General features: G+C 43.5%; 20 protein-coding genes. 10 read left to right on the top strand and 10 right to left on the bottom strand.

Annotated elements, in window-relative coordinates; genetic code table 11:
• Positions 1 to 65: 65 nt before the first annotated feature.
• A complete protein-coding gene (locus RID09_RS31705; protein ID WP_446339934.1) occupies positions 66 to 1,658 on the bottom strand; it encodes a SpoIIE family protein phosphatase in 1,593 nt (530 codons plus the stop codon).
• A 122-nt stretch (positions 1,659 to 1,780) separates the two neighbouring features.
• Between RID09_RS31705 and RID09_RS31700 the strand changes: the two genes are divergently transcribed.
• Positions 1,781 to 2,035: a hypothetical protein gene (locus RID09_RS31700; protein WP_446339932.1), complete on the top strand. Its 255-nt coding sequence runs from the start codon at positions 1,781 to 1,783 to the stop codon at positions 2,033 to 2,035.
• 33 nt (positions 2,036 to 2,068) lie between these two features.
• On the opposite strand, the gene RID09_RS31695 is transcribed toward RID09_RS31700, so the two are convergent.
• From RID09_RS31695 to RID09_RS31680, 4 genes are all read right to left on the bottom strand, one after another.
• On the bottom strand, positions 2,069 to 2,590 hold the full coding sequence (locus RID09_RS31695) for a hypothetical protein (protein WP_446339931.1): 522 nt from the start codon (positions 2,588 to 2,590) through the stop codon (positions 2,069 to 2,071).
• Between the two features lie 20 nt (positions 2,591 to 2,610).
• Positions 2,611 to 3,039 (bottom strand): hypothetical protein, encoded by a 429-nt coding sequence (locus RID09_RS31690; protein WP_446339929.1) that lies wholly within the window; start codon positions 3,037 to 3,039, stop codon positions 2,611 to 2,613.
• Between the two features lie 194 nt (positions 3,040 to 3,233).
• Positions 3,234 to 3,416 (bottom strand): CsbD family protein, encoded by a 183-nt coding sequence (locus RID09_RS31685; RefSeq protein ID WP_446339927.1) that lies wholly within the window; start codon positions 3,414 to 3,416, stop codon positions 3,234 to 3,236.
• A 283-nt stretch (positions 3,417 to 3,699) separates the two neighbouring features.
• Positions 3,700 to 4,089: a hypothetical protein gene (locus RID09_RS31680; RefSeq protein WP_446339925.1), complete on the bottom strand. Its 390-nt coding sequence runs from the start codon at positions 4,087 to 4,089 to the stop codon at positions 3,700 to 3,702.
• A gap of 288 nt (positions 4,090 to 4,377) precedes the next feature.
• Between RID09_RS31680 and RID09_RS31675 the strand changes: the two genes are divergently transcribed.
• On the top strand, positions 4,378 to 4,899 hold the full coding sequence (locus RID09_RS31675) for a tetratricopeptide repeat protein (protein ID WP_446339972.1): 522 nt from the start codon (positions 4,378 to 4,380) through the stop codon (positions 4,897 to 4,899).
• Positions 4,900 to 4,961: 62 nt separating this feature from the next.
• Here the strand turns inward: RID09_RS31675 and RID09_RS31670 are convergent, their stop codons facing one another.
• The gene (locus RID09_RS31670; protein WP_446339970.1) at positions 4,962 to 5,804 is read right to left on the bottom strand and encodes a glycosyltransferase; all 843 of its coding nucleotides are present in this window, start codon (positions 5,802 to 5,804) and stop codon (positions 4,962 to 4,964) included.
• Positions 5,805 to 6,429: 625 nt separating this feature from the next.
• Here RID09_RS31670 and RID09_RS31665 point away from each other — a divergent pair.
• Positions 6,430 to 7,494, top strand: a complete 1,065-nt coding sequence (locus tag RID09_RS31665; RefSeq protein ID WP_446339923.1) for a tetratricopeptide repeat protein — start codon at positions 6,430 to 6,432, stop codon at positions 7,492 to 7,494.
• Positions 7,495 to 7,686: 192 nt separating this feature from the next.
• Here the strand turns inward: RID09_RS31665 and trxB are convergent, their stop codons facing one another.
• The 3 genes from trxB to RID09_RS31650 form a co-directional block, all read right to left on the bottom strand.
• Positions 7,687 to 9,087 (bottom strand): thioredoxin-disulfide reductase, encoded by a 1,401-nt coding sequence (trxB, locus tag RID09_RS31660; RefSeq protein ID WP_446339921.1) that lies wholly within the window; start codon positions 9,085 to 9,087, stop codon positions 7,687 to 7,689.
• 75 nt (positions 9,088 to 9,162) lie between these two features.
• Positions 9,163 to 9,420 (bottom strand): LmeA family phospholipid-binding protein, encoded by a 258-nt coding sequence (locus RID09_RS31655; protein ID WP_446339919.1) that lies wholly within the window; start codon positions 9,418 to 9,420, stop codon positions 9,163 to 9,165.
• 306 nt (positions 9,421 to 9,726) lie between these two features.
• A complete protein-coding gene (locus RID09_RS31650) occupies positions 9,727 to 11,523 on the bottom strand; it encodes a hypothetical protein (RefSeq protein ID WP_446339917.1) in 1,797 nt (598 codons plus the stop codon).
• A gap of 530 nt (positions 11,524 to 12,053) precedes the next feature.
• Here RID09_RS31650 and RID09_RS31645 point away from each other — a divergent pair.
• The 4 genes from RID09_RS31645 to RID09_RS31630 all read left to right on the top strand — a co-directional run bounded on the left by RID09_RS31645 (position 12,054) and on the right by RID09_RS31630 (position 20,745).
• Entirely contained in the window at positions 12,054 to 17,657 is a 5,604-nt protein-coding gene (locus tag RID09_RS31645) for a trifunctional serine/threonine-protein kinase/ATP-binding protein/sensor histidine kinase (RefSeq protein WP_446339915.1), read from the top strand.
• Between the two features lie 91 nt (positions 17,658 to 17,748).
• Entirely contained in the window at positions 17,749 to 18,144 is a 396-nt protein-coding gene (locus RID09_RS31640; protein WP_446339913.1) for a response regulator, read from the top strand.
• An 89-nt stretch (positions 18,145 to 18,233) separates the two neighbouring features.
• Positions 18,234 to 20,384, top strand: coding sequence for a PAS domain S-box protein (locus RID09_RS31635; RefSeq protein ID WP_446339911.1), 2,151 nt, complete (start codon positions 18,234 to 18,236; stop codon positions 20,382 to 20,384).
• An 82-nt stretch (positions 20,385 to 20,466) separates the two neighbouring features.
• Positions 20,467 to 20,745 (top strand): hypothetical protein, encoded by a 279-nt coding sequence (locus tag RID09_RS31630; protein ID WP_446339909.1) that lies wholly within the window; start codon positions 20,467 to 20,469, stop codon positions 20,743 to 20,745.
• Positions 20,746 to 20,970: 225 nt separating this feature from the next.
• On the opposite strand, the gene RID09_RS31625 is transcribed toward RID09_RS31630, so the two are convergent.
• Entirely contained in the window at positions 20,971 to 21,111 is a 141-nt protein-coding gene (locus RID09_RS31625) for a hypothetical protein (protein WP_446339907.1), read from the bottom strand.
• 79 nt (positions 21,112 to 21,190) lie between these two features.
• Here RID09_RS31625 and sfsA point away from each other — a divergent pair, with 79 nt between their 5' ends.
• The 3 genes from sfsA to RID09_RS31610 all read left to right on the top strand — a co-directional run bounded on the left by sfsA (position 21,191) and on the right by RID09_RS31610 (position 23,925).
• On the top strand, positions 21,191 to 21,958 hold the full coding sequence (sfsA, locus tag RID09_RS31620) for a DNA/RNA nuclease SfsA (protein WP_446339905.1): 768 nt from the start codon (positions 21,191 to 21,193) through the stop codon (positions 21,956 to 21,958).
• 184 nt (positions 21,959 to 22,142) lie between these two features.
• A complete protein-coding gene (locus RID09_RS31615) occupies positions 22,143 to 22,328 on the top strand; it encodes a hypothetical protein (protein WP_446339903.1) in 186 nt (61 codons plus the stop codon).
• A gap of 154 nt (positions 22,329 to 22,482) precedes the next feature.
• On the top strand, positions 22,483 to 23,925 hold the full coding sequence (locus RID09_RS31610; protein ID WP_446339901.1) for a polysaccharide biosynthesis/export family protein: 1,443 nt from the start codon (positions 22,483 to 22,485) through the stop codon (positions 23,923 to 23,925).
• Positions 23,926 to 24,058: the final 133 nt, after the last annotated feature.

The following is a 24,058-nucleotide window of genomic DNA, read 5'->3' as shown; positions in this document are numbered from 1 at the left end:
GTGCCTCAAGGGTTTATGCTTTTTTATACCCAATACCTAAAATTATAATTAATTTTTCCCTAAATTCATTTCTGTTTCAGCACGAGCAACGTGATATCATCATAAATTTTTTGGCTGCCAATGAAATGCAAGACATCAGCAATCACCTCCTCTTGAATAGCAGTCGCGGTTAAATGTCGATTCCGTTGAATCACCTGACACAGCCGTTCAAGTCCATAAAAATTGCCGTTGATATCTTCCGCCTCCGTAATTCCATCCGTATAAAGTACGGCGATATCGTGGGGATTTAATTGAACAGAAATTTGATTTATAAACTGAGAAATTTCCTCGTCCAAGCCAATTGGAAATCCTAAATCTATCGTATCAATCCGTTCCAATATACCGGATGAGCGGACGACAATCATTTCTTCATGCTGTCCACTCACACTCAGTCGTCCGCCTACATAGTTGGCAATGACTAGGGTCAAATTTTTGTCCGATTTCATCCGCTCAACATTGCGGTAAATCGTGCGATTGAGAACATCAATAAATTTTATCGGATCGGTTTCTTGCATTTCTTTCAATGTTCTAATCGCCGTTTGTACCATGATCATCACCATCCCACTTTCCAACCCGTGTCCGGTGACATCACCAATGCCAATTGTGACAATTCCATCATAGTTCAGGACATCATAATAGTCGCCGCCAACTTCATCAGCCGGTTTCATAAACCCAGCAATATCTAAGCCTTCAATTGAGGTTAGTTCCTCCGGTTTGGGCAGAATCATTTGCTGCATCTGACGAGGAATATCCAGTTCCGCACTCATCCGCAGATTTTCCAATTGAAGCTGCTCGTTTAGCCGCGAAATCTCTTCATTCGCTTCCACTAAATCAATTGTTCGTTCCCTGACTTGTTGCTGTAATTTTTTGGAGTGCTGACGCAAACGACGGATTGATAAGGCTAATCCAGAAATTCCCACAATTGACAAACCACCCAGCATCAAAAATGTTTCCTGTAATCCGGTACGAGTTTGGGTTTTAAACTGATCCAGAGATTGGGTAATTTCTAATACTCCGCGTACATCTCCCACTTGCCAATCTGTTTTAGGTGTACCCGGATATGTATTGTGACAAGCTACACAGCTTGGTGTCATTACATCAGCTTCAGCGTAGAGTAGTGTCGGCTTACCACTACGGGTTTCAACTCGGAAAAAGGATTGATCTGGATTAGCTTTTAAATAGTTTAGGGCGTCCCATTCAAATTGATTTTTTGGTCCCCCTTCGTCACGTCGCCAAGGAAAAGGATAATCGCTGTAGAGTCGAACGGACATATCTGTTTTTTTTTCCTGAATTTTACGACTCAGTTCGAGTAAGTAGGTTGCAGGTAGAGGAATCGCGCCTGCTTGATTCAAATAGTCATGAGTAACCCGAATCCCATCCACGGTTTCAGCTCGACTGACGATTTCTGAACTATAAACGGTTCGGGCTTTTTTCATAAGTTGTGCATAAACTTTAGCGTTTTGGAGTGCTTGCGATTCGACCAGTTGAAAGGAAAGATGGGACATACTTAATAAAGTCCCCAAAACTCCAGCACAAAATAGAACTGTCAAAACAGTAATAATTTTCTTGTCAACGACTACAATAAATGTATGCCACACTTTTCGCCATAACCGATTCATGCTTTACTCCTTAAATAGCAGGGGGAGCAATGTTCCAGACGTGCCATAGCACGTCTGGGAGCAGGGGAAGACAAAAATAGGTAATCTTCTACCGGGAAGGGAATAGATGAACCTACACAGATATGGCGCAGGATACTGCTTACTGTAGCGCGTATCTTAACGATATTGGCAGTCAGTCAGTGAAAGTCGGGGCGGGTTTAGTTAGATCTGGGTGCAACCGAAAAGACAGTCGTGAAACCCGCCCCTACAGATATGTCATGGCACGTCTGGAACCTTCAGATGCTATGTTTTCTTTCCGAAGTGAAGGATCAAAACTTACCTGCCTATCCTGGGGATTAGAAACCAAAGCTATAAAAAAACCTGCTTACGCAGGTTGATGGCAATGAACAATTAACTTAAACCTTGAGTGATTAGCGACGATGTCCAAACCATTTTGAGGCAACTGCCCCCATAACCGCCCCAACTAAGGGATTGCTAAGGAATTTGACAATGGCAGGTTGATCGGCTAAAACCTCCTGGAAGATATCTGGATGAGAGTGATAGGTAAAGGCGGCGAGTTTAGCCACATCATCCTCTGTCATCCGACTGGCGTGATGGGTTGAAAGTCCCAGTTGCTTTTCTAAGTCGCGATCGCTCAATCCGCGTTTCTTGAGTTGCTTGAAAAACTCACGCGCCACATCATCCCGTTCATTGGGCTTAATCTGGGCGATAGCCTGTCGCAGTTCAGGTTCCATCTGACTGGGAGGTATGCGATCGGGATGCAGGGATCTGCCAAACAATTGGCGTCGTTCATCTCGCGAAGAACGTTGAGCAAAGTCATCAAAGTTTTGATACTCTTGCTCTGGCTTTTCTGGAACAGGTTCCAGAGATTCCGTATTACCACCCGCCAAATCATTCATGATCTGGCGTTTATACTGGTCGCTAGTTGCCATGGTTTATTATCTCCCTTTTTTTATTGATACGTAACTTGATTGGACTGATTATTGTAATTCGCTGTCACAATGAGTTCTTTATCCGGGGCGTATACCAATACCTTCAGATCTCGATTGGGAAAATTCTGGTGAAACCCTTGAACTAAAGATCGGGCTAAATCCTTAACCTCTTGGGGACGAACTTGCGGTGTAATCACAACACCTAACTTATCGTTATCGCGCACGTAGGCATCACTAATTAATCCCTTTGCCGTTTGTACCACCCACTTCCCAAACTCTTGACCTGCTGGCGTGTTACCTTGTTCTAATTGTTGATAGGTTACACTAGGATTTAGTGCCGTTGGCGCTTTTGCGTTGGTTTGGTTGGCTTGGCAAGCCGATGTTGTAGCTAGGACTAAAATTAAAGCCAAAGCTGTGAAAAAGTGGCGAGTTTTTTGACCTAAACTCACAGCAACCTCCTGATAAAAGTACTATTGGGTTTTGAACAAATAACCAGAAGGTCTAGAGCAAGATTGCCTAGACCTCCCACTCTAGTAAGGCAGGTAGAAGTGAATCAGCCGACTAAAATAAAATCAGATACGGCTTTGGCGGCGTTCCCAATCGCGCACAACTATCTACCTGCTTCCTATTATTTACAATGCAATTAGTCAATTGCTTTTTTAGCTTTGTCTTTCACGTCTTCGACAGCGTGGCGAGCTTCAGCTTCCTTTTGCTTTGCCTTACCTTCTCCTTGATCTTCAGGATCACCAGTAACATTACCCATGGCTTCCTGTGCCTTACCTTCAATGTTTTTGGCAGTTGCTTTAGCTTTATCTTCAGTACTCATATTTTAAGAGTCTCCCAATTATGATGATTATGAATTTGCCCACCAAACTAGTAAATAATTGTTTAGGCAATTTCTTTTCCGTTAATATCCAATGTATCTGTATTTTTTATTACAATCGTCAATCTACGGGTAGATTATGCTGATCCCAGCCTTATACCTAAAGTATGAATGGGTTATATCCAATCGGGGTTTACTACTTCCTTTGTAGAGATTCCCCTACAAAATTGTCGAGACACTCTGCTAGAATATCTCGACACCCTGGAAGATAGAGTTTAACTAAAAATTAATCGAGATAACCAATCAGTTCATCAATTTCTTCCATAATATTGGAGGCGATGGGGCGATTCCCCAGAATCATTTCTGTGCCCGTAAGATGCAGGGTACTCACAGAAATCGGGCGATTTCCTGACACAGCCATGATATCTCGGACTTGCATGTTACTCGCCGAGATCGGGCGATCACCCATGGATGAAAATGTGCCAACAACTTGTAACTCACTGGTATCAACAGGACGCATCCCCCTTATTGAACCTTGATCACTCACTTTTAGGGAACTGGTGGCTATAGGACGATTTCCCGGTAGAGGGATTGAAGGTTCAACCAGAGAAACTTCCCCAGCTTGCTGCTTTTGAATAGCTAGCTTTGTTGATTGGGTTTCGTTATCTTTTGCCATAGTTGTTTCCTCGCTTTTTTTAGGGGTACGGCTATTAGTTTTACTATTAGCTTTTCTTTGGCTAGTGGCGCTACTTGCCATAGTCAATTCCTGAAATTTCTAACGGCATTTGTTAGAGAGTAGGAGACACAACCCCTGTTGGGGCGTTGTCGCTACTTTGGCTGAGACTTTGAGAATTATTATAAACGTATATCTATCTTAAAGAATAGGTATAAAACAATACAAACTTGTAAAGATTTGTAAAGATAGAGAAAAATCGACTGTGACCATTGAGGGGGAGCATCAGCAATAGACAAGAGTGAAATCGCCAGCTTTGACCAAGCGGGGGTGTTAAACCCCCAGGATACGCGCATCTGGCTGAATCGAGGCATAGCTTTGGCAGACTGGGGAAAGCATGAAGCCGCGATCGCGAGTTTTGATCAAGTGATTGAACGAGAACCCACACTTGCACAAGCCTGGAACTCTCGCGGGAGTTCCCTGATGATGCTGGAACGTAATAAAGAAGCCCTCGCCAGTTTCGATGAAGCGATCGCCTGTAATCCCAACTACGATAAAGCCTGGAGTAATCGCGGTAACGCCTTAACCAACCTCGGACGTCACAAAGCCGCCCTCAAGAGTTTCGCCAAAGCCTTGCAAATTAGTCCTGATCACCCGGAAATATGGTTCAACCAAGGCTGTCTGTTGATGAAACTCGAAAAACAAGACGATGCGATCGCGTCTTTTAATAAAGCCTTGGAACTCAAACCGAATCATGTCGGGAGTTGGATTAATAAAGGAATCGTCATTTCGGAAATGGGTCGTGAAAAATAAGCGGTTTCAGCGGGTGATTGGAGGAGAGAAGCTTTAAGCCGGCTGCTTATTGGATCAAGCAACTATAGTTTCCTAGTAAAACGTACTAAAGAAGGGGATAAAATATTAATTATTTTCCTGATCTTAACTTTTTTAGTATCCCACTTTTTGCGACTACCATATACTTGGTACACTGCCTCAATTATCTCTTTCAAATAAGAGTTTCTACTTTTAGAGGGAAACTCTAAATTAATCGTAAAGTCCGACCCCAATCTATAGAGAGGTTGCCATGCGGCGCTTACATCAAAATTAGTACGTACATTTTCTCCATGAGCAATCATGAGCCATACAGGCTTAGTTATTATTTGGCGATTTCTATAGTTTTTAATCTCAGTATGATTATACTGAAGAACTGTTTTAAAATCATTTATGTTTTCTATTAATGTATAGAATGGAGAAGTCAGCCATTCTCTTAGGTAGAGACTCTGTTCCTTCATTCGATACAAATAACCAAAAGGAAAATTGATAAATTCAAAATCTTGGCGACTAAATTTTTCTTGAACTAGGGAAACAAAATTCTGGCTAATTGCGTCGTCACTATCAATACTTGTCGTTATTAAATACCTTGTTTCATTGCTTATATTTTGCTGAATAGTTTTTCTAACTGTATTTATTAATGTGTTTTTATTCTGAACATAAACTGGTATTATTTGAATTTTTGATGCCTGGGAACAGTAACGTTCAACTTTCTGCTTAAACGAGATAGGTAAAGCCGCATCAAATAAAATTATCCAAAAAAAATTTTTGTTATTTTGGCTTAAAACCGAGGGATAACAAATTTTGTCAAACAAATTAAATCTATGATCCAGAAAAACGGAACTGTTCCGGTCGTGCCGATGCCTTGATAAGTTCCAATCCACATTCATTCGAGTAATAAGAAAATGTTCAAACAGTTTAGAGTGTTCCATTTATTTTATACTTCCATCCTAGAGTAATATTCGCCCTCATACTTCCATTTTCTAATCCAACGAATAAACTGTCAAGTTTTCTCGTAACAAAATCACGAACAAATAGCGAACATGAACCGTAAACATGAGATAGATCGCCGTTGTTTGTCCTGGAATCGAGACAAAAACCCTGATAACCCGCACTATCTGGAAACTGCATCACACCAGCCTTGGTATAGCACTACGAGGAGCGGTTATCCCAAGGGGAAGGGGAACTCATCGGCAGTAAAGAATGTCCTAACCTGTATGCGTAGTGCTATATCTGCCAGATGAATCCTTCCATCGTACCTGCCTATACTGATCCGGATTTCGGGGAGTTGGAGAAGAATAAGCAAGTAAAGGCGTTGACTAGGATAAGTGAGGAGACAACCCTAAGCCGTGAACGATCGCGGTTCTGATTGCTAAACCCTAAACCCTAAACCCCACATTCGTTTCCCGACTCCTTTATGTATTGCACTCAATCGAGAATCGTCAAGAACGTTCCCCCTCAACGCTGGAACCTGTGAAGCCAGGTCAAAAGCCTCTCATAGCCAAAAATACATCGATGAGTACTCTCCTTCTAGAAAACCCTCAAGCCGCAAACGTTAGCTACAATCACCCCTTGGAAGTCACAACCCATGAAGCTTGGTATAACTTGGGTATTGTACTGATCCAGTCCGGACAGTTTGAAGAAGCGATCGCGACAGTTGACCAAGTTTTAGAACGTGAACCGGATTTATACCAACTGTGGTATAACCGGGGAATCGCCCTGGATAAGGCGGGACGCCATGAAGAGGCGATTGCTAGCTATGACAAGGCGGTGAAATTGCAACCCGACTTTTACCAGGCTTGGTATAATCGGGGCAATGCGCTGGTGAATTTAGGACAGTATGAAGCTGCAAATGTCAGCTATAATAACGCCCTAGACCTTAAACCGAGCCTGCACCAAGGTTGGTACAATCGAGGCAATGTTCTGTTTAGCTTACAACGCTTTGTTGAAGCCATCGCTAGCTATCAAGAAGCCCTGAAAATTAAGCCGGATAAATACGAAGCTTGGTATAACCAAGGACATGCTTGGGTACACCTAAAACAGTTCCAAGAAGCCATCGCTAGCTATGATGAAGCTCTAAAAATTAAACCCGATGCTCACGAAGCTTGGAATAACCGAGGGGGTACACTGTATCGCCTTGAGCGTTTTCAAGAAGCCGTGGCAAGTTACAATGAAGCCCTAAAACTTAAGTATAAACAACATAGTACTTGGTATTATCGCGGCAATGTCCTCGTCAACTTGAGATACTTTCAAGATGCTGTAGCCAGTTACGACGAAGCTCTGAAAATCAAGCCCGACAAATATGAGGCTTGGTATAATCGAGGGTATGCATTTTTACAATTGGGAGACTACCCAGAAGCCTTGGTTAGTTTCGACAAAGTGATAGAGTTAAAACCTGACAGTGCTAATGCTTTTTACAATAAAGCTTGCTGTTATGCTTTGCAGGGCAATGTTGACCTAGCGATCGAAAACCTGCAAAAAACTATCAATCTGAATCCTGATCAGTACCGGAATTTAGCCAAAAATGACTCCGATTTGGCTAGTATTCGGCAGGATGAGCGATTTCAGAAATTAATCTAGTACACCAGAGACGTTCCAATACTGCTCGGTTAAGAAAAATTGTAGGTTGGGTAGAGCGCAAGCGTTACCCAACAAACCCAGTAAAACGTTGGGTTGAGGTAACGAAACCCAACCTACCTGCCCTTGTGCTCAAGGCTTATCCGAGCAATATTGAGAGACGTTCCGCTGGAACGTCTCTACGAACGGCTATTACTAGACCGACGCTCTAGCTGCTGAAACTTCGGCGGGTAGGTACTTCTCAATCATCTGACGGTATTCGCTTTTTTGTTTTAATCCCTTGAGTTGATCTAAGATTTCTTTGTCTTTGAAAAATTGTACCGTAGGTGTCCCAGTAACCATGGCATTTTCAGCGATTTCGGGTTCCGCTTCAATATCAACCTCGACAAAGTGAATTTTCCCCTCATATTCATCTACCACTTTATTTAAAATTGGCTTCAGGGTATGACAAGGACCACAGTTGGGTGAAACATACTTAACTAGGATCAGGCGATGGCTATCGTGGAAGAGTTTGCGTAGGGCATAACCGCCAACATGCCGTGTCTCATTGATATCAAAGGTTTCTTCTGTATCTGCTGTCGGTTTATCTTCCAACCTCTGGATAGGTTGTTCAGATTCGGGTTTCTGGTGATATTCCTGAATCAGGTTATGGGTAGATAACCAGCGTTCGGCTAACATAGCTGCCATACAGCCGGTTCCCGCCGCCGTGATGGCTTGGCGAAATTCATGATCTTGCACATCACCCGCCGCATAAACCCCTTCTACGCTGGTTTCAACCGAACCCGGTTTGGTGATAATGTAGCCCACTTCATCCAGGTCGAGTTGTCCTTGGAACAGGGAGGTGTTGGGGGTATGACCGATCGCGTAAAATAATCCTTTAACCGGTAAGTCGCTCTCCTCGCCCGTTTGGATGTTGCGGAGTTTGACCCCACTCATCCGACCATTTTCGCCAAATACATCCACCGCCTCCGTATTCCAGTGAACGGTGATATTGGGATTATTTAGCACTCGATCTTGCATGGTTTTTGATGCCCGCAGTTGGTCACGGCGCACCAATAAATGCACATGATCCCCGTATTTAGTTAAATACACGGCTTCTTCGGCGGCGGAGTCACCCCCACCCACCACGGCTAGGGATTGACCGTGAAACAGGGGAGTCGCACCATCGCAAATCGCACAGGCGGAGATCCCATGACTCCAATACTGATGTTCGCTCTTGAGTCCTAAACGTTTGGCGGTGGCACCGGTGGCGATTACAATACTGTGGGCTTGAACTTCTCGCTCGTCAGAACGGATAATAAAAGGATGCTGACTCAAATCCACAGACGTGACATCCTCGGTATAGCACTGTGTCCCCCAGCGTTCGGCTTGGGCTTTCATCCGTTGCATCAGTTGCGGACCTGTGATCCCTTCCGGAAAACCGGGAAAGTTTTCTACGTCGGTGGTCGTCATTAACTGACCGCCAGGAAGTCCCCCGGCTTGGAAGCCCTCAAACATCAGGGGTTTGAGGTTAGCACGGGCGGCGTAAATGGCAGCCGTGTAACCCGCAGGACCAGAACCGATAATCACCAGATTTTCTACAGTGGGGTTGGGCATATAAATAAACTCATAACGACTCCGTTTAAAGTTTAGTATAGCCGAATATGAACAGAGGAGTTTTGACCTCCCTTGCTAGTGCAGCGCGGCGGAAATACTTGAGCTTGACAGGCAAAGCATTTCACTCCTTGAGTCCCCAAAGAAATGTAGCTTCAAGATGAAGGAAGACTCTCCACATGAGATTGAGACTGAATCCGCCTTGCCCTGAACTGCCTTGAGGGGATTAGTCTGAATGTCTACATCCAACTCCTCCACCTCATCGAGTTGACTAGAAAACCCAGCTTCTGCTGCCTGACTGAATGCTTGTTCACTGAGTCCTTTATCCTTTGACATGATATCTCTATAGCTTTCATTTTTACTTCACTACTGGTTATTTTATAGACGGCGCGATCGCAATGTCTCTATTTAGGGATAGAATTTGGCGTTTAAAGCCCAAACTCCGCCCGTCAAAATCACTAAATGATTGTCTATAATTAAGTTGATCGGGTTGTGGTTTTAAGTTCAATGGCACTGAAAAGCGTGGATTTTTGGTCGCCGAAACCCCTGATATACCGTAGGGTGGGCAATGCCCACCAGCCTTAAGCAGCATGCCATTGTTTTAAGTTTAATACTGTAGTCATAACAGTAAATCCTAACCGTTTAGCGATCGCGTCTTTTTTGTAAGATACACTCTGCCTCTAGAACCATCAATCCCTGTGTCTCCCAAACAGCACAATCACTTCTCAACGATGCCAACACAGGTTGTTTCCCCGCTTCAAGTTTAGCTATGGCTTGATTCGCCGCAGGTTGGTACTGCATCAACCAAGAATCATTAGCAATTGATTCGGCTGTTAATGGTGTAGTCGGTAGCAGCCAAAAATCAACCCCGTATTTTTTGATAAACTCCTGGACAATCGTTAAATCTGGACTATATTGCGCTTCAATTAAATCTGACATCCGCTGCCGAAATTGGCGATAATAACCCCAATGATAGGGAATCGCATATTCGCGACCGACTAAAATTGAGCGTTGTGCATAAGTGGGTAAATTATTCGCTTCTTCCACTAAGGATGCAATTTGACTGTCCTTGGGTTGCTGTTGAAAAAACTCATATAAAGTTGGGACATTACCACCAATATAAGCCGTCCAGGGAAACGTATTCAAAACCAAGTGAGGATATCCCACGAGAGTAATCGAAATTAAACCTGTTAAACTCAGCGCCAAAGGTTTCGCCAATTTTGGAGAAATCTTGCTGACTGGGTTGGTAGTGGGCACTAAAGTGCCAGAAGCGCCGCCTCGCTGACGACAAAACTGAAAATTAGACTTAGCCGCCACCAAAACCGCGTCTAGGATTAGGGTGAGAACTATTGCCGCCGCCAGCGCGATCGCAATCCGCAGGCTATGCTGAGTATAACGGCTAGGCAGGTGCAGTTTGAACAGCAGGGCATGGGCGGCTAAAAATAAAATAGCTGACGCCAATAAAAACTTGACTAAAACTCCCATATTCCCAGTTATCTGCTTGGCGAGGGGAAAGCGAGAGGGATAGCGTAACACAACGGGTAATAGCAAGCCCAAATAACTCAGAGGCGGCGCTAAGGCTGTATCAATGCGGATACCACTGCGTCCATTAAACCAGAATGACCAAGCATCGTCGATAAAAAAGCGAGTTCGCCCTTGAGATAAGAAATCGGGTAAACTTTTGGCTTGTGTAGCCGTGATCACCGGGGCAAATTCTGACAGACTCATCCTGTAGGGTAATAACACCGCAAACGCCACCGCCAAACCCGTGAAACAGAAGACATAATCGCGGCGATTGTGAGACACACAGGGAAATTTCCGGTTAAACCGCCACAAGTGCAAAATCAGAAACGCCGCACAGACTAGCACTAATGAGGGATAGAACAATCCTAACAGCGCGATCGCGATTCCCATCCCAATCAGTGACTGGCGCATCCCATAATACAAAAACCCTAACAGGATAGGATAGATAAACGCCTTGGGAGTTCCCGATATCAACCCATCCTGCATCCACAGATTTTGATTCAGCAGTACAGATGCGATAAATCCAGTCAAAGGTATTGGTAACAATTGCACCGCCACGCCAAAACAGTAACCTGTGGTAACTAATCCCAAAACCAGGGGCAAAACTTTACTCAAAACAATCGGATCAATCCCAATCCCTGCCATGAAATCGTACAGGACACGATATCCTAATGGTGCAACCGATTGGAAATAATCGGCAATGATATCATTAGGAAATAACTCTGGGTCTAAAAATCGCCGCATCCAGAAGACATGCTGTCTCGCATCATCCTGTACCACGTATTGGCTGCTGAAGGCAAACTGAAGGGCTAAAGTGCCGTAAAGCGTGGAAATTACCAGGCTCAGCGTCAACCAAACAATCAAGTTATGCTTCGTTGTACCCGTGAGAAAACGGTGCAAATGGGTTATCCACATTCGGTCAATCAAAAGGGTTTCGATTTAGACTACAGGGACGCTAGTGCAGATACAACATCTGGCGTCTGGAAGGACAAGAGTTTACGGTTGCTGTATTACAAGTCCTATAGATGTATGATAGAAAAAAGTAAGATCAAGCTGATTTTAAGAGTTCAATAATCCCTTAACCGAGTATAATTACATAAAACTGTGCCAAATAAAGGGAAGCCACGCTAACGCTTCATTTTAGGGTGTCATTTACCATTGCCTTTGCCAGGTGGGTTTCGCGATCGCTCTGTTATAGCTAACGTGATTAGTATTTGCTATGCCAAATAGAGGGAAGCTACACTAACGCTTCATTTTAGGGTGTCATTTACCATCGTTGGTGAAGAGTCGGGGCGTTCGTCTACTCCCTAGGAGAACTCATAGAGTCATATTCGCGCCCAGATTTTTCGGTTCGACGGCTAAACTTATATCGCGACGGCTCTACGATTACCACATTATATGGTTTTTGTCAACTCTGAGTCCTCGATTTCCTATTCACACAACGTATGACGAATAACACCGCCTTAAAAATTGCCAATTACCGCATTCTGTCCCAACTCTACGAAAGTGCCAATACCATAGTTTATCGCGGTATTCAACCAGAGGAAAACAAACCTGTCATTCTCAAACTTCTCAAACAAGACTATCCCACACCCCAAGAGTTGACTCGATATCGACAAGAGTATGAAATCACCCACCATCTGAATATCGATGGCGTGGTTAAGGCGTATAGTATCCAACCCTATCAGAGAACCTTAGTGATCATCTTAGAGGATTTTGGCGGTGAATCCTTACAGCAGTGGATGAGTAACCTGACAAAGACATCCTCGTCTCTACCCCTGCGGGACTTTCTCAAAATTGCGCTCACAATAGCGGAAACTTTAGCACAGATTCACGCTGTTCATGTCATTCACAAAGATATTAACCCAAGCAATATTGTCTTTAACCCCGAAACCGGACAACTCAAAATCATTGACTTTGGTATCTCCACCCAGCTTACCCGCGAAAATCCCACACTCAAAAATCCTCATGTCTTAGAAGGAACATTAGCCTATATTTCCCCCGAACAAACCGGGCGGATGAATCGTTCTTTAGACTATCGCACAGACTTTTACTCCCTAGGTGTCACCCTCTATGAACTGCTAACCGGAAAGCTGCCATTTGAGACAAAAGATGCCATGGAATTAGTCCATTGTCATATTGCAAAAGTCCCAACTCCTCCCCACGAACTCGTCGGGATGCACGGATGGGAAACCATTCCGCCAACCGTTGCAAATATTGTCATCAAGCTGATGGCAAAAACCGCCGAAGAACGGTATCAAAGTGCTGGGGGAATTGTCGCTGATTTGCAAACCTGTCTGAGACAATTAGCAGAAACTGGAACAATTGAAGACTTTCCTCTCGGTTCTCAAGATATTTCCGCACAATTCCAAATTCCCCAAAAACTCTATGGACGAGAAGCGGAAGTGGAAACCTTGCTCGCCGCTTATGATCGCGTCGCGAATCGAGACGACAAGGAAACCCAGAAATCGGCAGATACCCCCGTCGCTAAATGCCCACTTCCCACTCCCCATACCCCCATCGAGATGATGCTGGTGGCGGGGTATTCTGGTATTGGTAAATCATCCTTAATCGCCGAAATTCATAAACCTAACACTCGACTACGTGGCTATTTTATATCGGGCAAATTTGACCAGTTTCAACGCAACGTTCCCTACTCGGCTATTGTCAGCGCCTTTAAGGAATTGGTACAGCAAATTTTGACAGAAAGCGAAGCCCAACTTAATCAATGGCAAGAAAAACTCTTAGCCGCTTTAGGAAGAAATGGTCAAGTGATTATTGATATAATCCCTGAAGTCGAACGGATTGTCGGTCAACAGCCTGCGGTGCCAAAATTAGGGTCACAAGAAGCCCAAAATCGTTTTAATATTGTCTTCCAAAAATTCATTCGAGCATTTTGCTCACCCGAACATCCGTTAGTTATTTTTCTCGATGATTTGCAGTGGGCAGACTTGGCGACGCTCAAGTTAATTCAACTGATTATGACTGATAGCGAGATACATTATCTATTTTTAATCGGTGCCTATCGGGATAATGAAGTCAGCGCGACTCATCCGTTGATGATGACACTGGATGGATTGAAAAAACAAGGAGCGACGGTTAACTTTATTAAGTTATCTCCTTTAAAATTAGACCATATTAGCCAAATTATTTATGACACATTAAACCCCAAAAAACAATCCGCCCACCATTTAGCCGAACTGGTGATGAACAAAACGGCAGGCAATCCATTTTTTGTGAATCAGTTTTTGAGGAATCTCTATGCTGAAAACTTAATCACCTTCAATTTTCAACATTATCAATGGCAGTGGGACATTAGTAAAATCAAGGAGAAAAATATTACCGATAACGTCGTCGAGTTGATGACCAACCGCTTAAAAAGGCTTCCCGATTCTACCCAGCACGTTTTACAATTAGCTGCTTGTATCGGTGCCAATTTCAACTTGTCCACCCTGGCAATCGTCTGTGAACAACCGGAGGATGTGATTTTCTCTAACTTAGTCACAGCCGTTCAATCTGAATTAATCATACCCCTATCTGAACTCAATCCCGATCTGCTGGTTCACGAGTATAAATTTTTGCATGATCGGGTACAACAAGCCGCGTATGCATTAATTGATGACTGCCATAAGAAAGAAATTCACCTACAAATTGGTCGTCTGCTTTGGCAAAGTACTGACTCTGAAACCTTGTCTGAGAATATATTTGAAATCGTTGATCATTTGAATCAAGGAATCGTCAATACGGGTGAAAACACATCGGGAGAAATTAGTCAGGATGAACGCCATCAAATCGCCAATTTGAATTTAATCGCTGGTCAGAAAGCCAAAAGCTCAGCCGCTTATGGCGCCGCGTTCAATTATTTAACTGTGGGACGAGAACTTCTCGGTGCAGATAGTTGGCAACAGGACTATGACTTAACCTTAGCCTTATATGAAGAAGCCGCAAAAGCCGCCTATTTAAGCGGAAATTTTACGGCGATGGACGAATTAATTGAAATTCTCTTGACCCATGCCAAAACCGTGCTGGAAAAAGTCAATGTGTATGAAGTCAAGATTCAAGCCATTGCCTCACAAAATAATCTTAAAGAAGCCATTCATATTGGACTGCAAGTACTAAAATTACTGAAAATCAGCTTACCCAAAGAACCCAGTTTTGCAGATTTACAAAACGGATTAGCAGAAACGGCTGCGATATTGGTCGAATATGAGATTGAAGATTTAATTAACCTTCCGGAAATGACCGCCGCTGAACCTCTAGCCGCTGTACTAATTCTATCCAATTTAATTGCCGCTGCTTATATCGCCGCACCGGAACTTTTTGTTCTGATTGCCTCATCTATGGTTCAGTTATCAGTTAAGTATGGTAACGCTCCGTTGTCAGCATTTGGGTATGCCTGTTATGGATGTATTTTATTGGATCGTCAGCAAAATTTTGAGGCGGGATATCAATTTGGTAAATTAGCGCTTAGTTTAGTGGATCAGTTTAATGCTCAGCAAGTCAAATGTAAAGTTTTAGAGGTGCTGGGCGCTCATAATTTGCATTGGAAAGAGCATTTTAGTCAAACTGTACCCATCCTGATTGAGGGCTATCACAGTGGTGTGGAAACGGGAGATTTTGAGTTTGCGGGGTATTGCGCCTTTTATACCTGCGATCATTTATATTTTAGTGCGGTTGAACTGACACAGGTGGAACAAGAAATCGCCACGTATAATCAGGCGGTGCGGCAAATTCGTCGGGAAAGTCCATTTAATTGGACAGCAATTTTTTTACAAGCGGTGCAGAATTTACGGGGTCAAGGCGAAAATCCCACGCAGTTAACGGGGAAGGCGTACAATGAAGAGAAATCATTACCCCGGGCGCTGGCTGCAAATGACCGAACAGAACTGCATTTATTTTATTTGAATAAGCTGATTCTGTGTTATCTATTTGGGGAGTTTGAGCAAGCGGTGAAAAATGCGGTTTTAGCCGAACAGTATTTAAATGGGGTTACGGCGATGATTGTGATTCCGATATTCTATTTTTATGATTCTCTCGCCCATCTTGCCATTTTTTCTGAGGCGACATCGGCACAAAAAGAGGCGTTAATTGATCGAGTTAACGCCAATCAAGAAAAAATGCAGATTTGGGCAAAGCATGGTGCGATGAATCAGCGCCATAAATTTGATTTAGTTGGAGCCGAAAAAGCGCGAGTTTTGGGTGAAGTGGTTACGGCGATGGAGTTATATGAACAAGCGATTAAAGGGGCGAGGGATAATGGCTATATTCAAGAGGAAGCCTTAGCCTACAATTTAGCCGCAATGTTTTATCAGAATCGCGGGATGGACAAGTTTGCTCATACTTATATTAAAGAAGCCCATTACGCTTACACGCGCTGGGGAGCGACGGCGAAGGCGAGAGATTTGAAAGCCCAGTATCCCCAGATTTTTGCTCCATCTTCTCGTGTCACTTTTATTACAGAAACCCGCACGACGGTGAGTAGTATTTCCGGGAGAAATCAGTCAGCATTAGATTTTGCGACGCTGATGAAAGCCTCTCAAGCCATTAGTAGTGAAATTAATCTGAATAAGTTACTGGCGGCTTTGATGGAAATTTTAATTGAAAATACGGGAGCGCAAACGGGAGTACTTGTTTTAAATAAATCGGGACAATGGGTAATTGAGGCATCGCTAAATGTCGAGACTAATCAAGTCAATGACTTGCAATCTTTATCGTTGGAAAATAACCTACCTTTATCGATTATTAACTATGTCACTCATACCCAAGAAACCGTAGTCGAAACCAATGCAGCTAAGGTCGGCAAGTTTACTAACGATCCTTATATTCAAACCCATCAAACCCAATCGATTTTGTGTGCGCCGCTACTGAATCAAGGTCAACTCAGTGGTATTGTTTATCTGGAAAATAATCTAACCACAGACGCCTTTACCCCAGACGGGCTGGAAGTTTTACAACTCCTATCCGGGCAAGCCGCGATCGCGATCGACAATGCCCGACTTTATAACAATCTAGAACAAAACGTTGCCGCACGCACCCAAGAGTTAAAAAACACTCTCGACTCTCTCAACGCCACGCAAGATGAACTGATTCAATCGGAAAAAATGGCAGCCTTGGGACAATTAATTGCTGGGATTGCCCATGAAATCAATACACCCTTGGGAGCGATTCGTTCCTCAGCCGGAAATATTTCTAAATTTTTACGCCAAACCTTGGAACAATTACCCACACTTTTTCAATCATTAACTTCAGAGGAAGGGCAGGATTTTCTAAAAATGTTGCAACGTTCACTCCAAAACGAATCGAATCTAACGGCGAAAGAAGAACGCAAACGACGGCGAGTATTAATTCGTCAATTGGAAACTGAAGATATTCAGGACGCTGATACCATAGCCGATACTTTAGTTGATATGGGGATTTATAACAACATTGAAGAATTCTTCCCTCTGTTGAAACGTCCCCATAGTTCGCGCCTCTTAGAAACGGCTTACAAACTATCTGGATTACAACGGGGAACTCAAACCATCAATATAGCAACTGAACGAGCCTCTAAAGTAGTATTTGCATTAAAAAATTATGCCCGTTATGACCAATCAGGAACAATGATTCCGGCTAACCTAACAGCAGGCATTGAAACAGTGTTAACCCTCTATCAGAATCAACTAAAACATGGGATTAAAGTAAGCCGAAACTATGAAGAGTTACCACCGATATTATGTTATGCAGATGAACTCAATCAAGTCTGGACGAATCTGATTCATAATGCTTTACAGGCAATGGATAATCAGGGAACATTAACCATTGATGTCAAGGGGCAAGACCAACAGATAAAAGTTAGTATTACCGATAGTGGGAAAGGAATCCCTCCAGAAATTAGAAGCAAAATATTTCAGCCCTTTTTTACAACTAAGTTAGCTGGAGAAGGAAGTGGATTAGGACTCGATATTGTGAAAAAGATTATTGAAAAGCATCAGGGAAAGATTGACGTTGAATCCATTCCAGGTAAAACCACTTTTACTGTTTCATTACCTTTTCGGACGGCGGGAGACTAGATCAAGAAGACAGAGGACAGAAGGAAACGAATAATAATTGTTTAGATAGACTTGATCTGACAAATGACCAATAACAAAGGACAAATGCCCAATGAATAAACCCGTCATTTTGTGTGTTGATGATGAAAAAGTCGTTCTCAAAAGTCTGAAGACTCAGCTCAAAGAAGCCTTTGGGGATGCTTATACTTATGAACTTGCAGAAGCGGCTGATGAAGCGTTAGAATTAATTGATGAGCTTGTTGAAGAAAATGTGAGCATTATTCTGATTGTGTCGGATTGGTTAATGCCGGGAATGAAAGGCGATGAGTTTCTGGTTCAGGTTCATCATAAGTTTCCCCATGTCATTAAAATTCTGCTGACAGGTCAAGCGGATGCAGAGGCGATTGAACAAGCAAAAAGGAAAGCAAACCTGCATTACTGCTTATACAAACCGTGGTCAGAAGCAGAATTAGTGGAAATCATTAAATTAGGATTATCTCAACTATAAGTTATTTGTAAATTATCCAGCAAAGCCGATAATTCAAACCCAGTAAAAAATCCTTGTGACTTCTGCGTGACGGTATAGGTAACCTAAGTATGACTAAACAGGTAATTATTTGTGTCGATGATGAGAAAACAGTACTCAGAAGTCTAAAGGCTGAGCTTAAGGAGGCTCTTGGCAAGAATTATCTGATCGAAATTGCGGAAGCGGCAGAAGAGGGATTAGAGTTAATTAAAGAACTCTTAGAAGATAACTATGAGATTCCGTTAGTTATCTCTGACCATATCATGCCAGGGATGAAAGGTGATGAACTATTAAGGTGTGTTCATGAACTTTCACCCAAAACGCTAAAAATTATGCTAACCGGACAAGCTGATCTTGAAGCCATAGGCAATGCAATTAATTATGCTAAACTCTATCGTTATATCGCTAAGCCTTGGCAGGCTTCAGACCTAATTTTGACAGTAAAAGAAGCAATCAATAGTTATCTTCAAGATAAAAAAATGGCTGAACAAAATGCCAAACTTAAACAGTTGAATCAGGATTTAAAACAATCTGTCAAATTACTCAGTGCTAGTGAGCTAAAATTTCGGGCAATTTTTAATCAGACATTTCAGTTTACGGGGATGCTGAGTGTTGATGGAATCGTCCTGGAAGTCAACCAAACTGCCCTTAATTTAGGTGAGTTACATTTAGATAATGTGGCAGGAAAACCCTTGTGGGAGTGTTACTGGTGGACTATTTCCTCCCAAACTCAAACCCAGTTAAAATTAGCCATTTCTCAAGCTGCTAGCGGTAAATTTATCCGTTATGAAGTTGATATTTTTGGCGAACAACAGCGTATTGCCACGATTGATTTTTCAATTAAACCGATTATTGATGAAAATGGTAGTATTGACTTTTTGATTGTTGAAGGTCGAGATATTAGCGATGTCTATTATGAGCTGCGTTTACGCAAACAAGCTGAAGCTGCACTGGTGAAGGCAGAACAAAAATATCGCTCTATTTTTGAAAATGCCCAAGAAGGAATCTTTCAGATTGCTCTCGATGGCAGTTATCTCAGTGCTAACCCCGCTTTAGCCCACATCTACGGCTACGATTCCCCCCAAGAATTGATCGCAATCCTTAACAGTATTCAGCATCACTTGTACGTTGATCCCCGTCGGCGTCAGGAATTTATGACACTTATGCAGCAGCATGGTGTTGTGTGTGAGTTTGAGTCAATGATCTGCCGCAAAAATGGCACAATTATCTGGATTAGTGAGAATGCCCGTACTGTTTATGATGCGTCTGGAACTCCAGTTTACTATCAGGGGTTTGTGGAAGATATTACATCTCGCAAACAAGCGGAGGCGGAGCGAATTCAGTTCACAAATGAACTGTTCCAACTCAATCAATCTTTTTCTCGTTTTGTCCCCAGTCAATTCTTACAGATCTTAAATAAACAAAGTGTCGTTGATGTAGAATTAGGCGACCAAGTTCAGCAGGAAATGTCAGTCCTTTTCTCGGACATTCGGGATTTTACTACCCTCTCGGAACGGATGAATCCCCAGGAAAATTTCAAGTTTATTAATGCTTTTTTAAAGCGGATGGAGCCAGCCATTATCGAACATCATGGCTTTATTGATAAATATATGGGCGATGCGATTATGGCACTATTTAGTGGTATTGCTGATGATGCGGTTCAAGCCGGAATTTCTATGGTACAGCGGTTGTATGAGTATAATCTGCGTCGTCTGCAATCGGGTTATACGCCGATCAAAATTGGCATTGGTATTAACACCGGCTCATTGATGCTGGGTACAGTTGGGGGAAAACACCGGATAGATAGTACCGTGATTAGTGATGATGTTAATTTAGCGGCTCGCTTGGAGGGACTAACGAAACAGTATAAGGTGTCGTTATTAATATCGGGACAGACGTTGACTCGTTTACATAACCCAACGGAGTACAGCCTCCGCTTTGTGGAGCAGGTTAAGGTAAAAGGTAAGTCAAAAGCGGTGGCAGTTTTTGAAGTGTTTGATGGAGATTCATTAAAAATTAAGGAAGGCAAGTTAGCCACAATCTCCATTTTTGAAGAAGGGTTGTTTCTCTACGCCAAGCAGGTGTTTGGCAAAGCGAAACAGCGGTTTGAAGAGGTTTTGAGAATTAATCCCCAAGATACGATTGCTCAAATTTATCTTAACCGTTCCCTGGCGCAACTCCAGCAAAAGGGGGTTTTTTTGACCATGAGGGATGAGGGATGAATTTTGGTGAAGTTAGATATATTAGATATAATAGAGAGTAGAGAGCAAAATTAATTTGAACTCAGTCAACTGAGAGAAATCAATGCGGAAAACCGTACTTGTCGTTTTATTTATTTTAGGGCTAGTATTATCAACCACTTTCAGACTAGCTCCAGCGCAAGCGACACTCCCTGATCCCCAAGTTTATACATGGGGTTTTATTCGTCCAGGAAGCCAGCAATTAGTTTGTAAGCAAATTACTATCCATCCGGAAAAGGAGGTTGTTTCCCAAACCTCGCACCATAAATCGGTAAAGATGTCCTCTAAATCTACAATTGTTGAGGAGCGTTATTGTTCCCGTTTAACTAAACCGTCTCTATAGCAGGGATCGGTGTCACAATAGGTAATGTAGAGACGTAGGATGCTACGTCTCTACTAGCGTTTCAGCCTAGGCTTAAATCCCCAGTTATACCAAATCCGCATGTTCTCTCGAATAAACTAGCAGGATAACCCAAATTCTCTGGAGTTTTATGGTCAGTTTTTTCCAAAAGGTTATCGGGAAAACCCGCCCCGGAGAGAACTAATGGGAAGCTTTTGCTGTGAAGGTTTAACCTCGTGTCATTTTGATATGAGCCATAATCTGTTGCTTTTTAGCATCTGAAGTCATCGAAAAGCCTTGCTGAGGAATTGTGATCGAGCGTTTGATGTGTTCCATGATCCGCTGTTTCCGTTGGTCTGAGTTAGCCATTTTGAGTCCATTGAATGTCACTGCGTGTTAAGTTATTTTAATATACTTATTAAGTAATGTGAACAGTTCCCAAAAATTAATGGACGATAACTCCGATTGGATTTACAAATACCCGACATTAGAGCCGGGGACGTTACTCAGACGCTATAAGCGGTTTTTTGCCGATATTCAGCTTGCATCAGGGGAAACAATCATCGCTCATTGTCCGAATACTGGTCCAATGACAGGGGTTTCCACCCCTGGAAGTTTAGTTCAGGTATCTCACAGTAATAATCCCAAGCGAAAGTTAGCCTACACCTGGGAGATGATCCAAGTCAATGACACCCAACCGACTTGGGTAGGGATAAATACCGCACTCCCGAATCGGGTGATGAAGATTATCCTGGAACAAGGGCTAATTCCGGAATTAGCCAATCGCTACAGCCAAATTCGCCCAGAAGTGGTTTATGGTGAAAACCGGAAAAGTCGGGTTGATTTTGTACTGACGGGGGAGAATGAAGCGCCTCCCATCTATTTGGAAGTCAAGAATACGACTTGGGCGCAGGGAACCTTAGCCTTATTTCCTGATACTGTTACCACAAGGGGACAAAAGCACCTGCAAGAACTCCAGAAGTTATTGCCCAAAGCCAAGGCGATCATGCTTTATTTTATCAATCGGGGGGACTGCGATCGCTTTAGCCCGGGTGACAGTACTGATCCCGTTTATGGCAAACTCTTGCGAGAGGCGGTTCTCCAGGGGCTTGAGGTGTTACCCTGTCGTTTTGAGACGAATCCCCAAGGGATTCGTTATTTAGGGTTAGCCGAGTTTGTCAGTGATGCGGGATTAGAGAATTCTTTAATGGGTTGAAATTGGTATAATTTTTGGGCAGGATAACGACAAAGACAACAGCTTTGTCAAACCTGAAACGTCTTTGTGATGAAATCTAATCCCCAAAAATCGTGAAGACTCAATCAGCCGTTCAAAGACTCCTACTCAAAACAGGTTGTACCAGTCTAATCGGATTAATCCTGCTGGTAATCTTTCTATATGTATGCCATCAGAGTTCATTCCTGCCCAATATTCTGCCTCGAAAGGAACCGAAATTGAGCAGATACTCCAGAATGTTCAGGGTGCTAAGCAACTGGTTTTATTCCCGATCGCTGGACACAACTTACTTGTCACGGTTGATAAAAAACGTTGGGCTCAAAGTGTGGAACAGTTTCTCAGGAGACTATAACGTTCTGCGGGTATGAACTTTTTCGTGCCAATTAGCTTCAACGGTAATGGGAGCTAATCACGAATGAGCTAAGACATCTGTAATAAATATGACTAAACTAAGAATTAAAAGACCCATTGAGAGTTTTCGCACCATAGGGATCGGGAGGATCAACTTGAGCAAGCATTTAACACCATCTGTGGCAGGTTTAACCCTATTCGCCTTTTTTGCCGTAACCGCACCGCTTCCGGGAATAGCGCAAGTCCCCACATTTTCGCCCTCTACACCCACGACAGTCACGAATCCACCACCCGATTTACCCTATACCCTAGGACCAGGCGATCGCGTGGGCGTGACACTCTTTGATGTCCCAGAATACAGTGGGGAATACCAGGTTTTAGTCGATGGAACCCTCAATTTACCGATTGCCGGCAGTATCCCTGTCGAAGGGTTAACCATTAATGCTGCCACTCAACGAATTTCTGGGCGATACGCTCCCTTTGTCAGACGCCCCTTAGTCACTCTAACCCTGATTGATGCTCGCCCCCTAAAAATTGCGGTCGCCGGGGAAGTCAGTCGTCCGGGTTCCTACAGCGTCACCCTCAACGAAGGGCAACAATTTCCCACCGTGACTCAAGTGGTTCAGCTCGCTGGCGGAATTAGCCGCTCGGCTGATGTGCGAAACGTCCAAATCCGCCGCCGGATGAACCCAGCTACCCGACAAACCTATACGGTTAATCTCTGGGACTTATTGCAAAATAGCGATCTATCCCAAGACGTGACCTTGCGGGATGGTGATGAAATCTTGATCCCCACCACCACCGGCATTGACCCCCTGGAAAGCCGTCAACTGGCAACAGCGAGTTTTTCACCAGAGGCGGTAAAGCCGATTAAAGTTGCCGTAGTCGGGGAAGTGGTGCGTCCAGGTCCTTATACTGTCACAGCCGCCACATCGGGAGCCGCTACGGCTGACAGGGCTAGTGGCGGTGGCGGCGGTGGCAATAATACAGAACCGCCAACGGTAACTCAAGCCATCCAAGTCGCCGGAGGTATTACTCAATCTGCCGATATTCGTAACGTGGAAGTGCGACGCACCACCAGAGATGGTACTGAGCAAGTACTTGTCATAAATCTGTGGGAGCTTTTACAAGAGGGAGATCTCTCTGAAGATGTGATTTTGCAACAGGGAGATACGATTAGAGTCCCCGAAGCCGAAACCCTGACAGCTTCAGAAGCCACGGAATTGGCATCAGCAAGCTTCTCAGCGGCAATTATCAATGTAAATGTGGTGGGAGAAGTCGAGAAACCGGGTGCAGTCTCCGTCCCCGCTAACGCCCCCTTGAATCAAGCCCTGCTAGCGGCGGGCGGATTTGATAACCGTCGCGCCCGTAAGAGTTCTGTGGAGTTGGTTCGTCTCCAACCGAATGGTACCGTTAGAAAACGGGAAATCGATGTGGATTTTACTGCCGATGTTAACGATCAAAGCAATCCGCCATTGCGCCCCAATGATGTGATTATTGTCAGACGTTCCGGTTTGACCCGAGTCACGGATACTTTGGGAACAATTGTCAGTCCGATTGGCAGCGTGTTCTCTGTGTTTAGATTTTTTGGATTTTAGAGCGTCGGTTGGCTGCTGTAGAGACGTTGCATGCAACGTCTCTACAGAAAAAAGGGAAGATATTGTCGCTTGTGTTACCGTTTTTGAGGAATTTCAGTAGATAATTGAATGACTGAATCGGTGTTCTAGGACA

Source organism: Coleofasciculus sp. G1-WW12-02 (assembly GCF_040219735.1).
GTDB lineage: Bacteria > Cyanobacteriota > Cyanobacteriia > Cyanobacteriales > Coleofasciculaceae > Coleofasciculus.
The sequence above is the reverse complement of the archived record's forward strand: the minus strand, read 5'-3'. Positions and strand labels throughout refer to the sequence as shown.

Coding starts and splice junctions, on each gene's coding strand:
- RID09_RS31705 (WP_446339934.1), bottom strand. CDS start 1,658: ATGAATCGGTTATGGCGAAAAGTGTGGCATACATTTATTGTAGTCGTT.
- RID09_RS31700 (WP_446339932.1), top strand. CDS start 1,781: ATGGCGCAGGATACTGCTTACTGTAGCGCGTATCTTAACGATATTGGC.
- RID09_RS31695 (WP_446339931.1), bottom strand. CDS start 2,590: ATGGCAACTAGCGACCAGTATAAACGCCAGATCATGAATGATTTGGCG.
- RID09_RS31685 (WP_446339927.1), bottom strand. CDS start 3,416: ATGAGTACTGAAGATAAAGCTAAAGCAACTGCCAAAAACATTGAAGGT.
- RID09_RS31680 (WP_446339925.1), bottom strand. CDS start 4,089: ATGGCAAAAGATAACGAAACCCAATCAACAAAGCTAGCTATTCAAAAG.
- RID09_RS31670 (WP_446339970.1), bottom strand. CDS start 5,804: ATGAATGTGGATTGGAACTTATCAAGGCATCGGCACGACCGGAACAGT.
- RID09_RS31665 (WP_446339923.1), top strand. CDS start 6,430: ATGAGTACTCTCCTTCTAGAAAACCCTCAAGCCGCAAACGTTAGCTAC.
- trxB (WP_446339921.1), bottom strand. CDS start 9,087: ATGCCCAACCCCACTGTAGAAAATCTGGTGATTATCGGTTCTGGTCCT.
- RID09_RS31655 (WP_446339919.1), bottom strand. CDS start 9,420: ATGTCAAAGGATAAAGGACTCAGTGAACAAGCATTCAGTCAGGCAGCA.
- RID09_RS31650 (WP_446339917.1), bottom strand. CDS start 11,523: ATGTGGATAACCCATTTGCACCGTTTTCTCACGGGTACAACGAAGCAT.
- RID09_RS31645 (WP_446339915.1), top strand. CDS start 12,054: ATGACGAATAACACCGCCTTAAAAATTGCCAATTACCGCATTCTGTCC.
- RID09_RS31640 (WP_446339913.1), top strand. CDS start 17,749: ATGAATAAACCCGTCATTTTGTGTGTTGATGATGAAAAAGTCGTTCTC.
- RID09_RS31635 (WP_446339911.1), top strand. CDS start 18,234: ATGACTAAACAGGTAATTATTTGTGTCGATGATGAGAAAACAGTACTC.
- RID09_RS31630 (WP_446339909.1), top strand. CDS start 20,467: ATGCGGAAAACCGTACTTGTCGTTTTATTTATTTTAGGGCTAGTATTA.
- RID09_RS31625 (WP_446339907.1), bottom strand. CDS start 21,111: ATGGCTAACTCAGACCAACGGAAACAGCGGATCATGGAACACATCAAA.
- sfsA (WP_446339905.1), top strand. CDS start 21,191: ATGGACGATAACTCCGATTGGATTTACAAATACCCGACATTAGAGCCG.
- RID09_RS31615 (WP_446339903.1), top strand. CDS start 22,143: ATGCCATCAGAGTTCATTCCTGCCCAATATTCTGCCTCGAAAGGAACC.